A 13,407-nucleotide genomic window follows, 5' to 3' on the forward strand; every position below is an offset into this window, starting at 1 on the left:
AGAGTGCGCAGTAAACGCCTTTATCACATAGTAAAAACGTTTCTAAATTATGGTTTAGATGAATTACTGCCAGCTGATAAAACACCTTTTATCGCTAAAGTAGCCCGCCATAGTTTATTTTGGTTACGTAACAAGCATAAAAAAGAGCCTATTGAGCGCCGCTTTCGTCTGGCAATTGAAACTCTTGGGCCCGTATTTATCAAATTTGGGCAAATGCTCTCGACTCGTCGTGACTTGTTATCGCCTGAATTAGCAACTGAGTTGGCACTATTACAAGATAAGGTTAATGCCTTTGATGGCGATAAAGCCAAAGCTATTATTATTTCAGCCATTGGTGAGCAAGCTTTTAAGCTGCATTTTAGAGATTTCGACACTACCCCGTTAGCTTCAGCTTCAATTGCCCAGGTTCATACCGCCACGTTTTTAAATACTGAAACTGAAGAACAGCAGAACGTTGTCATTAAAGTTTTAAGACCAGGTATTGATAAAGTCATTAAGGCCGATCTTAAAGTCATGCAAACTTTCGCTCGACTGGTAACTAAATTCTATTCAGAAGGGAAACGCCTTCGTCCCGTTGAAGTAGTAAATGAATATAAAAAAACCATTCTTGATGAGTTAGACTTATTGCGTGAAACCGCAAATGCAATCCAATTAAAACGTAACTTTAATAATGACAATGTATTGTATGTTCCTGAAGTACATAGTGAGTATTGCTTTAAAAACGTGATGGTGATGGAGCGCATTTACGGCATTGGGGTTGGTGACGTTGAGCAACTAAAAGCAAACAATGTAAATATGCAATTGCTCGCCGAACGTGGCGTTGAAGTGTTTTTCACGCAAGTTTTTCGTGATAGTTTTTTTCATGCGGATATGCACCCAGGCAATGTATTTGTTAATGCAACCAATCCTGACGATCCAACATGGATAGCAATAGATTGCGGTATTGTCGGCACCTTAAACAAAGAAGACAAGCGTTACCTGGCAGAAAATTTTGTCGCCTTCTTCAACCGTGATTATCACAAAGTAGCACAATTACATGTCGATTCTGGCTGGGTGCCGGCCAATACCAGCGTTGATGAATTTGAATTTGCCATTCGCAGAGTATGCGAGCCTATTTTTGAAAAGCCTTTAGCCGAAATTTCTTTTGGTCAGGTCTTAGTTAATTTATTTAATACTGCCCGACGCTTTAATATGGAAGTGCAACCGCAGTTAGTATTATTACAAAAAACTTTACTTTATATTGAGGGCTTAGGCCGTCAGTTATATCCACAACTTGATTTATGGAAAACAGCTAAACCATTTTTAGAAGACTGGGTAAAAGAACAAATGGGACCTAAAGCACTATTTAGTTCAATAAAAAGTAGCTTTCCATTTTGGGCTGAAAAAATGCCTGAATTACCAAATTTAGTTTATGACTATTTAAAAACAGGCAAAGAAAGTGCTCTTGCTCAACAAACGCTATTAGTAGAATTGAAACTGCAACAACAAAGGCAGCATAAACGTTTACGCTCAGCAATACTGGCAAGTACGCTATTGGTGGCAGCAACCGTCCTTTATATCGATCAACAGCACTTACTTGCTGCAACGACTTTACTACCCTGTGCCATTTTTGCGCTGTTATCATTTAAAAAATAGCTTTTAGCACAGTTAATTCGCTTGAAAATAGCCTTCAACACGCAAGGCTATGCCTGGGGTTGTTTTATAATTAACATCTTCCGGCCACTCGACAAATGGCTCTACCTCAAAATATAGCCAGCGCCGGTAGGCATTAACTCGATAGCGCCAGCTTAATGTATAGTTATCAACGACAAAACCTCTATCGCCATCATCTTCACCCGCAATAACCACACCTAACGCTGACGCTCGAAAGCGATCGAGTTGATGGAGGTAATAATAGCCATTTCGCCAACGTGTTCCTTCAAAGGCTTCTGAAGTTTTAACACTAAAGTTAGCGCGAAATTGCTTTTTTTCGGCAAAGTTAAAATCATATTCAAAGAATAAGCGACTACCAAAACCGTCATCTAAATAATAAAAAATAGAGGGCTGAAATTTGAATAAATGTCTATCTGAATTGTCTGTTTGTATTTTGGCTCGAACTTTGGCAAATAAATCTCCACCTGAAATACCTATTCTAGAATCGACAAAATCATCAATAGTATCAAGATTAATTAAACGGATGGCCGCAGTAAAAGAGTCATCATTTTGATCACCAGTTAATGCCCTACCGGAATTATTTTGCTCTTCAGAATTATTATCATCATCTTCATCTGAAAATATAATATCTACTTTATTTTCCAAGTTGGGTAATTTAACTCGCAAGCGAAATTTTTGTGTAAACACTTGCCAATCTCTAGCTCTAGGCTCATATCCAAGACGGATGCGAGCTAAGGTGTTCGGTGTTGTTTCTTCTTCCTCATCAATTGCAAAAAAGCTGTCAAACCATTTGGCCGAACCAAACACTGAATCACTAATGCTGTTATGAAACCCAAATAGCCAGTCATCCGCAGGATCGGGATGAACAATCATGGTTTCATCGATAGGTGCCAGAGACTGTTCCTCCTCACTTGCTAAGCAATTAGCACTTATTAATAAACTTAATAGCAAAAGTTTTTTCAGCAAACAATTTTCCTTAATTATTGTTGATTAGAATCAATACCTACATTGGTAAAATAATAGTAAATAACTCTTAGTCTTACAATCACAATAAATAATATGGAAATCAATAACAATTCTTTATTTTATAGTGAAAATAATTACTGAAAACAAGCATCCATCATAGTATATTGCTATGATACAAATAATACCAAGCCGATTGATTATATGAACATTCAAATAATAAAGCGGCTTGGTAAAATATAATTTTAAGCATTTAAGGAATACATCATGGGCGGCATTAGCATTTGGCAATTATTGATCATTTTTGCGATTATCATTTTATTATTTGGCACTAAAAAATTGCGCAATATTGGCGGTGATCTGGGCTCTGCGGTTAAAGGATTTAAAAAAGCAGTTAGTGAAGAAAAAGAAGACGCTAATAAAGACGATAAAGCGCCAGAAAAGCTAAACGAAACAGCACAAAAGAATGAAGAATCTTCTGTAACTAAAGCCGAAACTAAAGAAAAAGATCAGGCGTAAATATGTTTGATATTGGCTTTTGGGAACTGACTGTCATTGCCGTTATGGGGTTGATTGTGCTCGGTCCTGAACGTTTACCAACCGCAATCCGTACTATCAGAGGCTGGATGCGAAACATTAAACAGTTCAGTAGCAGTGTACAAACTGAGCTGAAGGAAGAGTTGCGCATTCATGAATTACATGAAAACTTAAAAAAAGCGGAACAACAAGGGTTGAAAGATTTAGCTCCTGAGCTGCAAGAATCTGTAGATAGCCTCAAAGAGGCGGCAGCACAAGTAACTCGACCTTATGCTAAAAAGACAGAGCCAGATTTAAGTACATCTGCTCCTTTACCAGAAAGCGATGTTAAAAATGACAAGTGATGCAAGTACAGGCGCGTCTTTATTTGACCATTTATTAGAGTTACGCAGCCGATTACTCGCCATAGTGCTTAGTATTTTGCTGATATTCGTTTCTCTTGCGTATTTTGCCCAAGATATTTATCAATATTTAGCGCAACCCCTGTTAGATGTAATGCCCGACGGCAGCAATATGATCGCAACCGATGTTGCCTCTCCATTTTTTGCACCGTTCAAACTAACCTTAGTTGTATCTATTTTCGCCGCTATGCCATATATTTTGTATCAAGTATGGAGTTTTATTGCTCCTGGTCTGTATCAAAATGAAAAACGTTTAGTCGCACCATTATTGTTTGGTTCTAGTTTACTTTTTTATGGCGGAATAGCATTTGCTTACTTTGTAGTATTCCCACTAGCATTTGCTTTTTTTAGTAGCGTAGCTCCGGAAGGAGTGACAATTGCAACTGATATATCAAGTTATCTGGATTTTGTTTTAAAATTATTTTTTGCCTTTGGCGCAGCATTTGAGATCCCGATAGCCATTATTTTAATGTGTTGGACCGGCTTTACTACCCCGGCTAAATTAAGAGAAAAACGTCCATATGTTATCGTCGGAGTATTTGTTCTCGGCATGCTGTTAACGCCACCAGATATTATTTCACAAACGTTATTAGCAATTCCGATGTGGCTGTTATTTGAAGTTGGGGTTATTTTTGCATCTTTTTACACTAAAAATAGCGATGAAGACGAGCAACAGGATGAGCAAACTAACGATGTATAACAAAACGATTCTAGTGCTTTTTTTTAGCACCATCAGCGTGGTCAGCTTTGCCGATATTCCAAGTGAATTAGCTGCTTGTAAGAGTATTGAAGATAAAGAATTACGTTTGCAATGCTTCGATAGTTATATAGTGGAGCAGAGCAATACCGAAAGCAAAGTGACTGCAGAAGCACCTCAACCTTTAGTGTTATCTTCAGAACCAGAAAGTGATGCAATAATAAGCAGTGCTGTTCCCCCAGCGATAGACACAACACAACAGCAAAAATTAATACAGCAACAAGAAGACCAACAGGTTAAACAGAACTTTGGCTTAGAGCATAAAAAAACCGCGATAGAAGAAGCTACGGAATCGCTCACTTTTACCATAGCAAAAGTAAAAAAATCTGTGCATGGCAAATGGACTTTAACCTTCACCAATGAACAAAAATGGGTCACGATCTCTTCTGAAAGAATGAAATTTAAGCCTGAGCAAAAAGTCATTGTTAGTCGAGGTGTGTTCAATTCATTTTTGTTAAAAATAAGTGGCTCTAACCGTTCAGTTAAAGTTAAGCGAATCAAGTAAGGCTATCTTTTGTTGATTGATATTGGTGTTAACCTTACCAATTCGCGATTTGATAAAGATCGAGAAAATGTAATAAACCAGGCACAATTAGCTGGAGTAACAAAGCTGATAATTACTGGTACCAATGTAGTGGAAAGTCAGCAAGCTTTAGATATTTGTCAACACTACCCTAATCTATTTTGCACGGCAGGAGTTCATCCACACGATGCAGATAATGTTAGTAATGGCTACTTGCAACAATTAGCGGAGTTGGCTAAAAATAAACAAGTTAAAGCTATTGGTGAATGTGGACTGGATTTTAATCGTAATTTTTCTACGCCAGAAAATCAGCAGCGAGTTTTTACCGAACAGTTAGAACTAGCTAAACAATTATCACTGCCTGTTTTTCTGCATCAACGCGATGCCTTTAATACATGGCAAAGTCTGCTACAAGAACAATTAAACGAATTAACTGGTGGGGTTAGCCATTGCTTTACTGGCAACCTGGAAGAATTAAAAACTTGTTTAGATATGGGGCTTTATATTGGTATAACTGGCTGGATTTGTGATGAACGCCGCGGTCAGGAGTTATTTGATATTGCTAAATACATCCCCTTAGACCGTATTATGGTTGAAACGGATGCACCATATTTACCCCCTAGAAATATTCGACCTAAACTGAAAAGTAGTCGCAACGAACCTAAATATTTACCTTATGTTGTTCGCACATTAGCGAGTGCAATGAAGGTAGGTGAAGATGAATTAATAAAGCATTCCAGCAACAATGCAACGAAATTATTTAAGCTTGCTGGATAGGAGAAACCATGAATAACAATAATCAATTTGGCCAATACCCGGCAAGGCGTTTACGCCGAATGCGTAAAGATGATTTTTCCCGCCGTTTGATGGCCGAAAATCAATTAACCGTTAATGATTTAATTTACCCTGTTTTTGTTTTAGAAGGTGAAAATCAGGTTGAACAAATTACCTCTATGCCTGGTGTTGAACGAAAGAGTATTGATCTTTTGTTAGAAGAAGCTGCAGAATTGGTTGAGTTAGGCGTGCCGGCAATCGCCCTTTTTCCTGTCACCCCAATGGACAAAAAGTCACTACTAGCTGAAGAAGCATTCAATGATGATGGTTTAGCTCAGCGCGCAGTTAGGGCATTAAAAGAAAAGTTTCCTGAGTTAGGGGTAATTACCGATGTTGCCCTGGATCCGTTTACTACCCATGGTCAAGATGGGATTATTGATGATGAAGGCTATGTATTAAATGAAGTAACCAAAGAAATCTTGGTTAAACAGGCGTTGTCACATGCAAAAGCTGGTGCTGATATTGTCGCCCCTTCAGATATGATGGATGGCCGAGTTGGCGCTATTCGTGAAGAGCTCGAAAAGCAAGGTTATGTAAATACCAAAATACTTGCCTACTCAGCAAAATATGCATCAAATTATTATGGCCCATTTAGAGATGCTGTCGGTTCAGCCAGTAATATCAAGGGTGGTAATAAATATTCATATCAGATGGACCCGGCTAATTCAGACGAAGCTTTGCAAGAAATTGCCCAAGACATTTATGAAGGTGCGGATATGGTCATGGTAAAGCCTGGTATGCCTTATTTAGATATTGTTCGACGAGTAAAGGACAATTTTCATGTACCTACTTATGCCTATCAAGTCAGTGGTGAATATGCCATGCACATGGCAGCAATACAAAATGGCTGGTTGGCAGAGCAGCCTTGTATTATGGAAGGTTTATTAGCTTTTAAACGCGCTGGCGCAGATGGTATCTTGACCTATTTTGCTAAACAGGTTGCTCGGTGGTTAAAAGAAAACTAACAGCAAGTATAACAAGCACACAAACTGCATATTTTTCTTTGCACGGGGCGGTAATATTACTCGCCCTTTGTGCATTATTTGCCAAATGGCTTACTCTACCAGCCTTGTATATCGTTGTCGGGCGAAGTTTATTTGCCGCTTTGGCTATCTTGCTCTTTTGCCGTTTTAACTCTCTTTCACTCAATTTGTCGAAACATTTGATAATCAAACTTGCACTCAGTGGGCTGATACTTGCTATGCATTGGTGGAGTTTTTTTTATACTATACAGATCAGTAGCGTAACCATAGGTTTATTAACTTTTGCCTGTTTTCCTTTATTTGTTGCCGTCATGTCTATCGCGTTAAAACTGCAAAAGTTAACAGTATCAATTCTAGTTCAAGCTTTGCTGTGTATTCTCGGTATTTACTTAGTCGAAGCCGCTCAACCGATAGCTCAGTCAGATATAACCGCTTTGGCGATTGGTTTATTTTCGGCTCTTAGTTTTGCTATTTTAACAATGTTTAATCAAAAATTTGTACAACACTGCTCCCCCATCGCAGTCACTTTTTGGCAAAACCTGTTTGCCGGTTTATGGTTATGCCCTGCTCTTTTCATTTATCAGATATGGCCAAGCGCCAATGAAACATTATTGATTGCTTTGCTCGGCATAGTATTCACGGCATTAGCCCACAGCCTTCTACTGTCGTCCTTAAAGGTGATCAATGCTTTTTTGGTAAGCTTAACCCTAACATTAGAGCCATTGTATGGAATTACTGCAGCGTGGCTTTTACTCGATGAACGTTTAACGCTTTCAATATTTGCTGGCGCAGGGTTAATTATATTAATGAATTATTGGGCAACTAGAGAACAAATAAATGAGTCAGCTAATTAACAACGTTTAAGCTAGTTAGAATTTACCGTTAAGGTCATATCAAGTTCGGTTAAATCTGCACACTCTTGTTTTAACTCAGCCGAAATCAGGGGATGCTTTCGCAGAAAGATTTTTGGTAAATTCAAGCTAAGCTGATATTGCTTAGCATCTATCGAAAAACTAGGCATTACATCGTCTGTGCGACGTTTAGATAAGATGACCGCAAGGCGTAAGATCACGATAAGGCATATTGCTTGTTGCTTAGTGGTAAAGTATTGCTTATCAATGACCGTACGATCTATGTCGGTTTTATAGTTCGTGACTAAAGCAATTAATAATTGTCTTTCAGAATTTGAAAATCCCGCTAAGTCAGTATTTTCAAGTATGTATTTGGCGTGCTTTTTACTACCCTTGTATTCAAGTAATAAGCCTATTTCATGAAGCACACAGGCAGATTGTAAAATAGTTGCCAGTTCACTGTTTAGATGCCAAATTGTTTGCAGCTGTGCAAATGCGTTATTAGCAATATCGGCAACACGATAGGCATGCCGCTCATCAATACTAAAGCGTTCAATTAAGCCTGATAACGTGCGCTGCCTAATATTTACGTTACGCATATTAGGCAATAATTCATATAAAATGCCTTCGCGTATAGCGCCACCTGCAAGGTGTACTTCCGTAACTTTAAATTCAGAAAAAATTGCGATTAAAATGGCAATGCCCGAAGCAAACACCGGTTTACGTTCAGTTTCCAGGCCGATAATATCAAGTTGTTCAATACGCTGACAAGCGATAATTTGTTGCTTTATTTCTTGCAGGTTGTGCAACGTTATCTTTTGCACTTTACCTTGCGAAGTTAAGACTTCGGCAACGGCTTGCAACGTTCCTGAAACACCTAATGCAGTATCCCAACCTATGGCTTTATACTCGGCAGTTTTTTCAGCTAAGATGAGTTCAGCTTTGTTTATAGCTTGGCTAAAAGCAATTTCACTTAACACCCCATCAGCAAAAAATTCATTATTGAAGGTTACACACCCCATATCTAACGAACAAGCTACTTTTACATCAAAACCAGAGCCGGCAATAAGTTCAGTGCTTGCACCACCTATATCAATAACTAAACGGTTATCAACACTACTCGTAGTGTGAGCCACGCCTAAATAAATATGATGAGCTTCTTCTAAACCTGAAATGAGATTTATTTTATGACCGAGAATTGTTTCGGCTTTGGTGATAAAGTCATCAGCATTAGTTGCTAAGCGCAATGTAGCTGTGGCAACAATTTTAATGTTTTGCTTGGGAATATCTTGTAAGCGTTCGGCAAAAAAACTTAAACACTCCCAACCTCGTGCCATAGCCTTGTCATTGAGAGTATTATTAGCGTCTAATCCTGAAGCCAAACGTACTTTACGTTTCACTTTATCAACTACCTGGACGCTATCAGCGACCAGGCGTGTGATTAACATATGAAATGAGTTAGAGCCCAAATCAATAACCGCATAAAGCGGCTGTGAGCAAGAAGGTAGGCTTGCGGTCACCGCTTATCTATCTCGGGTTATGAGGACGACGATGACCACGGTTATTAGAATTCCCCTGGCGACCACCTTTGCCACGATTGGCATTTGATTGATGGCGACGTGGCCTTGGCGCTGGCTTAGGGAAGTCGGTTAACAGTGCATCTGAATCATATTTACTTACCGGTAAGCTATGTCCAATATAATCTTCAATAGCCGGTAAATTAAACACTGAATCTTCACAAGCAAAACTTATCGCATGTCCAGTAGCACCGGCACGGCCAGTACGACCAATACGATGCACGTAATCTTCAAAATCATCCGGCAAGTCATAGTTAAATACATGAGTAACACTTGGAATATGCAATCCACGTGCGGCAACATCAGTTGCGACTAAAATATCTAATTGGCCTTTGGTAAATTGCTCAAGAATTTTAATGCGTTTGTTTTGTGCAACATCACCGGTCAATAAGCCCACACGATGTTTATCGGCTTGTAAATGCGCCCAAACTCTTTCACACACATGTTTGGTATTAGCAAAAACAATTGCTTTATCCGGCCACTCTTCTTCAATGATGGTTTGTAACAGAGCCATTTTTTCGTCATTTGACGGGTAAAATAACTCTTCTGAAATTCGTAAATTAGTTTTTTGCTCAGGAGCTACTTCAACGCTTTCAGGATCGTTCATATGTTCGAAAGCTAACTCTTTAACTCTAAACGAAAGTGTTGCTGAAAAAAGCATATTTAAACGCTCTTTTGGTCCAGGCATACGGTTGAACATAAAACGGATATCTTTAATAAAGCCAAGATCGAACATACGATCAGCCTCATCAAGAACTACAGCCTCGATATTATTTAGCTGGTAAATACCTTGCTTCAGATAATCAATTAAACGCCCGCATGTGCCGATAACAATATCAACGCCTTGTTCTAATTGTTGACGTTGACTTTCATAGCCTTCACCACCATAAACTACGCCAAGGCGCAAACCAGAACTTTTCGCCATCTCTTTGGCATCATTATGGATTTGAATGGCCAACTCTCGAGTAGGCGCCATAATAATAGCTCTAGGCTGATTATGTGTTGGTTTGTCATTGTTAAGTAAATGGTGGAAAATCGCGGCAAGAAAGGCGATTGTTTTGCCTTCACCTGTTTGTGCCTGACCAGCAATATCTTTACCTGATAATAAAATAGGTAAAGACTTTTCCTGTATTTCAGTACAATAGTGAAAGCCCATGGTTTCCAATCCGGTCACTACTTGCGGGGCAAGGCCAAGACTTGAAAATTTTGTTTCTGTTAAATGTGTTTTTTTCATAGCCGGTAGAATAACACAATTACCTAATCTATTAACTAATATCTCATTGATATTAGTTTATTTTTAAAAAGAGTATATCAACTGAAATGATATTATATAAAAATCGACTTGTATTTCTTGCAAACAGCCCCAAGATCGATAAACATAGCCCAATATAGTCAAGGGTATACCCAATTTATTATGGCGATTTGCCAACTTAACGGAGAGAAAAATGAGCGATAAAATTGTTCAGCTAACAGATGACAGCTTTGATACTGACGTAATTAATGCTTCGGCCCCAGTTCTAGTAGACTTTTGGGCTGAGTGGTGTGGTCCTTGTAAAATGATTGCTCCGATCCTTTCAGAAATAGCTGAAGAATATGATGGCAAAGTAACTGTTGCTAAATTAAACATAGATCAAAATGCTGGTACGCCACCAAAATATGGTATTCGCGGTATTCCAACATTATTATTATTTAAAGATGGTGCGATTGCCGATACTAAAGTTGGCGCACTTTCTAAAAATCAATTGAAAGAATTTTTAGACGCAAACTTATAATTGCGACTAAAATAGGAAGAGGTCGACAAATGTTGACCTTTTTTCGTTTATATAAACAAAAATTGCGTCATTATTAAGCAGTTACTTTACCTATTCTAGATTTAGTGCTAATTTATAGAAACTGGTATTAATCATACCGCTCCAAATTCTTTACTCTCTCATTTTAACAAGTTCTTTAATCTGTTTAAATGAGATAATAGCAACATAAACTTAAGCAATAAAAACTAAACTACATCACAAAGACCCATCAAATATGAATCTAATCGAACTCAAAGATAAATCCATTGGCGAATTAATCAAACTCGCTGAATCGATGAAGCTAGAACATTTAGCCCGTACTCGCAAGCAAGACGTAATTTTCGCAATATTAAAATCCCACGCTAAGAGCGGTGAAGACATTTTTGGTGGCGGTGTTTTAGAAATTTTACAAGATGGTTTTGGCTTCTTACGATCGGCAGATTCATCTTTTTTAGCCGGTCCAGACGATATCTATGTATCGCCAAGCCAGATTCGACGATTCAGCCTACGTACAGGTGATTCGGTTTTTGGTAAAATTAGACCTCCAAAAGATGGCGAACGTTATTTTGCCTTATTAAAAGTTAATGAAGTTAACTTTGATAAACCTGAAAACTCTCGCAATAAAATCCTTTTCGAAAACCTTACTCCTATTCATCCAAATCAACGCTTAACCATGGAACGTGGTAACGGTAGTACTGAAGATATTACTGCCCGCGTATTAGATTTAGCTTCTCCAATAGGTAAAGGTCAACGTGGTCTTATTGTTGCTCCGCCAAAAGCAGGTAAAACATTATTGCTACAAAACATCGCGCAAAGTATTGCTCATAATCACCCTGACTGTGAGTTGATGGTATTACTTATCGATGAACGTCCAGAAGAAGTTACCGAGATGCAACGCTTGGTTAAAGGTGAAGTAATCGCTTCTACATTTGATGAGCCAGCCAGTCGTCATGTACAAGTGGCAGAAATGGTTATTGAAAAAGCAAAACGTTTAACTGAGCACAAAAAAGACGTGGTTATCTTACTTGACTCAATTACCCGTTTAGCTCGCGCTTACAACACGGTGATCCCTTCTTCAGGTAAAATACTAACTGGTGGTGTTGATGCGAACGCCCTACACCGTCCAAAAAGATTCTTTGGTGCGGCACGTAATATTGAAGAAGGCGGTAGTTTAACTATTATTGCTACAGCTCTAGTGGATACTGGTTCTAAAATGGACGAAGTTATTTACGAGGAGTTTAAAGGTACTGGTAATATGGAATTACACCTTTCACGCAAAATTTCTGAAAAACGTGTATTCCCAGCAATCCACTTTAACCGCTCCGGTACTCGCCGTGAAGAATTGCTTACTAAGCAAGACGAATTACAAAAAATGTGGATTTTGCGTAAAATCGTACACGAAATGGGTGAAATTGATGCCATGGAATTCATGATTGATAAGTTAGCAATGACCAAAACTAACAACGAATTCTTTGATTCAATGAAACGTAAGTAACTCCGAAAACTGAGGAGTTATCCCAAATTCATTTTGGGATCCACTGAGGAGTTATCCCAAATTCATTTTGGCTTATCAGTTGTACATAAAATATTTTAAATAAAAACCGACAACTGTCGGTTTTTTTATGCAATAAATTCAAATTTAAGCGATAATCAGCATATATATATTATGTCCTAGAGAATTCAATCCTTTGTCTACTGAAAACGGTAAACGTCTAAATAAATTTATCAGTGAATCCGGTTACTGTTCACGTCGCGGCGCTGATAAATTAATTGAACAAAGCTTAGTTACCATTAATGGCAAACAGCCAGAGCTTGGCACTAAAGTAATGCCTGGCGACGAAGTGAAAGTTGAAGGTAAGCTAATTTCTGCTGCACCAGAAAATAAATCTGATCGTATTTATATCGCTTATAACAAACCCATTGGCATTATATGTACTACCGAGCTAGATGTTAGAGGCAATATTATCGATGCCATAGGTCACAAAGAACGTATTTTTCCTATTGGCAGATTAGATAAACCATCAGAAGGATTAATATTTTTAACCAGTGATGGTGATATTGTTAATAAAATTCTGCGGGCAGAAAATGCCCATGATAAAGAATATGTGGTAACTGTCGATCAACCAATTAGCGAACGATTTCTAGAGCGTATGGCACGTGGTGTACCAATTTTAGGAACGATCACTAAGCCCTGTAAAGTAAGCATGGTTGGCAAGTTTGTGTTTAAAATTGTGTTAACGCAAGGTTTAAACCGACAAATTAGACGTATGTGTGAATACCTTGGCTATGAAGTAACTAAGTTATCCAGATCTCGAATTATGTCGATATCAATCGGTAATTTAAAACCAGGACAGTGGCGAGATTTAAATGCTCAAGAAATGCAAGAAATCAACGATGCTGTTGCCGGGTCGACAAAAACGGCACCAGATAATCATCGTAAAGTTAATCCTAATGAAAAGGTGAATCCTTGGGCACAAGTAGAAGCAGAGCTTAATACTAAAGGTCCGAGTAAAAACTAAAAGGCTCTCTGTTCTAAAA

General features: G+C 38.4%; 14 protein-coding genes. 11 read left to right on the forward strand and 3 right to left on the reverse strand.

Annotated elements, in window-relative coordinates:
* The first annotated feature begins 3 nt into the window (after positions 1-3).
* The gene (gene ubiB, locus RI844_RS11900) at positions 4-1,635 is read left to right on the forward strand and encodes a ubiquinone biosynthesis regulatory protein kinase UbiB (protein ID WP_348394887.1); all 1,632 of its coding nucleotides are present in this window, start codon (positions 4-6) and stop codon (positions 1,633-1,635) included.
* Positions 1,636-1,647: 12 nt separating this feature from the next.
* On the opposite strand, the gene RI844_RS11905 is transcribed toward ubiB, so the two are convergent.
* Positions 1,648-2,619 (reverse strand): hypothetical protein, encoded by a 972-nt coding sequence (locus tag RI844_RS11905; protein ID WP_348394888.1) that lies wholly within the window; start codon positions 2,617-2,619, stop codon positions 1,648-1,650.
* Between the two features lie 264 nt (positions 2,620-2,883).
* Between RI844_RS11905 and tatA the strand changes: the two genes are divergently transcribed.
* The 7 genes from tatA to RI844_RS11940 are packed head-to-tail and all read left to right on the forward strand — an operon-like array spanning position 2,884 to position 7,505.
* Positions 2,884-3,135, forward strand: a complete 252-nt coding sequence (tatA, locus tag RI844_RS11910) for a Sec-independent protein translocase subunit TatA (RefSeq protein ID WP_348394889.1) — start codon at positions 2,884-2,886, stop codon at positions 3,133-3,135.
* A 2-nt stretch (positions 3,136-3,137) separates the two neighbouring features.
* Complete coding sequence (gene tatB, locus RI844_RS11915; protein ID WP_348394890.1) at positions 3,138-3,497, forward strand: Sec-independent protein translocase protein TatB; 360 nt, start codon at positions 3,138-3,140, stop codon at positions 3,495-3,497.
* Positions 3,487-4,254: a twin-arginine translocase subunit TatC gene (gene tatC, locus RI844_RS11920; RefSeq protein WP_348394891.1), complete on the forward strand. Its 768-nt coding sequence runs from the start codon at positions 3,487-3,489 to the stop codon at positions 4,252-4,254. Before tatB ends, tatC begins: the two co-directional genes overlap by 11 nt.
* A complete protein-coding gene (locus RI844_RS11925) occupies positions 4,247-4,816 on the forward strand; it encodes a hypothetical protein (RefSeq protein ID WP_348394892.1) in 570 nt (189 codons plus the stop codon). The genes tatC and RI844_RS11925 overlap by 8 nt, the downstream gene beginning before the upstream one ends.
* Positions 4,817-4,825: 9 nt before the next feature.
* Complete coding sequence (locus tag RI844_RS11930; protein ID WP_348394893.1) at positions 4,826-5,611, forward strand: TatD family hydrolase; 786 nt, start codon at positions 4,826-4,828, stop codon at positions 5,609-5,611.
* A gap of 8 nt (positions 5,612-5,619) precedes the next feature.
* Complete coding sequence (gene hemB, locus RI844_RS11935) at positions 5,620-6,633, forward strand: porphobilinogen synthase (protein WP_348394894.1); 1,014 nt, start codon at positions 5,620-5,622, stop codon at positions 6,631-6,633.
* Positions 6,615-7,505 carry a DMT family transporter gene (locus RI844_RS11940; protein ID WP_348394895.1) on the forward strand — a complete coding sequence of 297 codons (891 nt, stop codon included), beginning with the start codon at positions 6,615-6,617 and terminating at the stop codon, positions 7,503-7,505. The genes hemB and RI844_RS11940 overlap by 19 nt, the downstream gene beginning before the upstream one ends.
* Before the next feature lie 11 nt (positions 7,506-7,516).
* Here the strand turns inward: RI844_RS11940 and RI844_RS11945 are convergent, their stop codons facing one another.
* Positions 7,517-9,022: a Ppx/GppA phosphatase family protein gene (locus RI844_RS11945; protein ID WP_348394896.1), complete on the reverse strand. Its 1,506-nt coding sequence runs from the start codon at positions 9,020-9,022 to the stop codon at positions 7,517-7,519.
* A 7-nt stretch (positions 9,023-9,029) separates the two neighbouring features.
* A complete protein-coding gene (gene rhlB / locus RI844_RS11950) occupies positions 9,030-10,313 on the reverse strand; it encodes an ATP-dependent RNA helicase RhlB (RefSeq protein WP_348394897.1) in 1,284 nt (427 codons plus the stop codon).
* 211 nt (positions 10,314-10,524) lie between these two features.
* Between rhlB and trxA the strand changes: the two genes are divergently transcribed.
* The 3 genes from trxA (at position 10,525) to rluF (ending at position 13,388) form a co-directional block, all read left to right on the forward strand.
* A complete protein-coding gene (gene trxA / locus RI844_RS11955) occupies positions 10,525-10,851 on the forward strand; it encodes a thioredoxin TrxA (protein WP_348394898.1) in 327 nt (108 codons plus the stop codon).
* 253 nt (positions 10,852-11,104) lie between these two features.
* Positions 11,105-12,364 (forward strand): transcription termination factor Rho, encoded by a 1,260-nt coding sequence (gene rho / locus RI844_RS11960; RefSeq protein ID WP_348394899.1) that lies wholly within the window; start codon positions 11,105-11,107, stop codon positions 12,362-12,364.
* Between the two features lie 193 nt (positions 12,365-12,557).
* Entirely contained in the window at positions 12,558-13,388 is an 831-nt protein-coding gene (gene rluF / locus RI844_RS11965) for a 23S rRNA pseudouridine(2604) synthase RluF (RefSeq protein WP_348394900.1), read from the forward strand.
* Positions 13,389-13,407 lie beyond the last annotated feature (19 nt).

It is taken from the genome of Thalassotalea fonticola (assembly GCF_032911225.1).
Taxonomy (GTDB): Bacteria; Pseudomonadota; Gammaproteobacteria; order Enterobacterales; family Alteromonadaceae; genus Thalassotalea_A; species Thalassotalea_A fonticola.

What these genes read in the sequence shown, in the direction of transcription:
- rhlB (WP_348394897.1), bottom strand. Translation starts at nt 10,313, where the DNA reads ATGAAAAAAACACATTTAACAGAAACAAAATTTTCAAGTCTTGGCCTT.
- rho (WP_348394899.1), top strand. Translation starts at nt 11,105, where the DNA reads ATGAATCTAATCGAACTCAAAGATAAATCCATTGGCGAATTAATCAAA.
- tatA (WP_348394889.1), top strand. Translation starts at nt 2,884, where the DNA reads ATGGGCGGCATTAGCATTTGGCAATTATTGATCATTTTTGCGATTATC.
- tatB (WP_348394890.1), top strand. Translation starts at nt 3,138, where the DNA reads ATGTTTGATATTGGCTTTTGGGAACTGACTGTCATTGCCGTTATGGGG.
- hemB (WP_348394894.1), top strand. Translation starts at nt 5,620, where the DNA reads ATGAATAACAATAATCAATTTGGCCAATACCCGGCAAGGCGTTTACGC.
- RI844_RS11925 (WP_348394892.1), top strand. Translation starts at nt 4,247, where the DNA reads ATGTATAACAAAACGATTCTAGTGCTTTTTTTTAGCACCATCAGCGTG.
- trxA (WP_348394898.1), top strand. Translation starts at nt 10,525, where the DNA reads ATGAGCGATAAAATTGTTCAGCTAACAGATGACAGCTTTGATACTGAC.
- tatC (WP_348394891.1), top strand. Translation starts at nt 3,487, where the DNA reads ATGACAAGTGATGCAAGTACAGGCGCGTCTTTATTTGACCATTTATTA.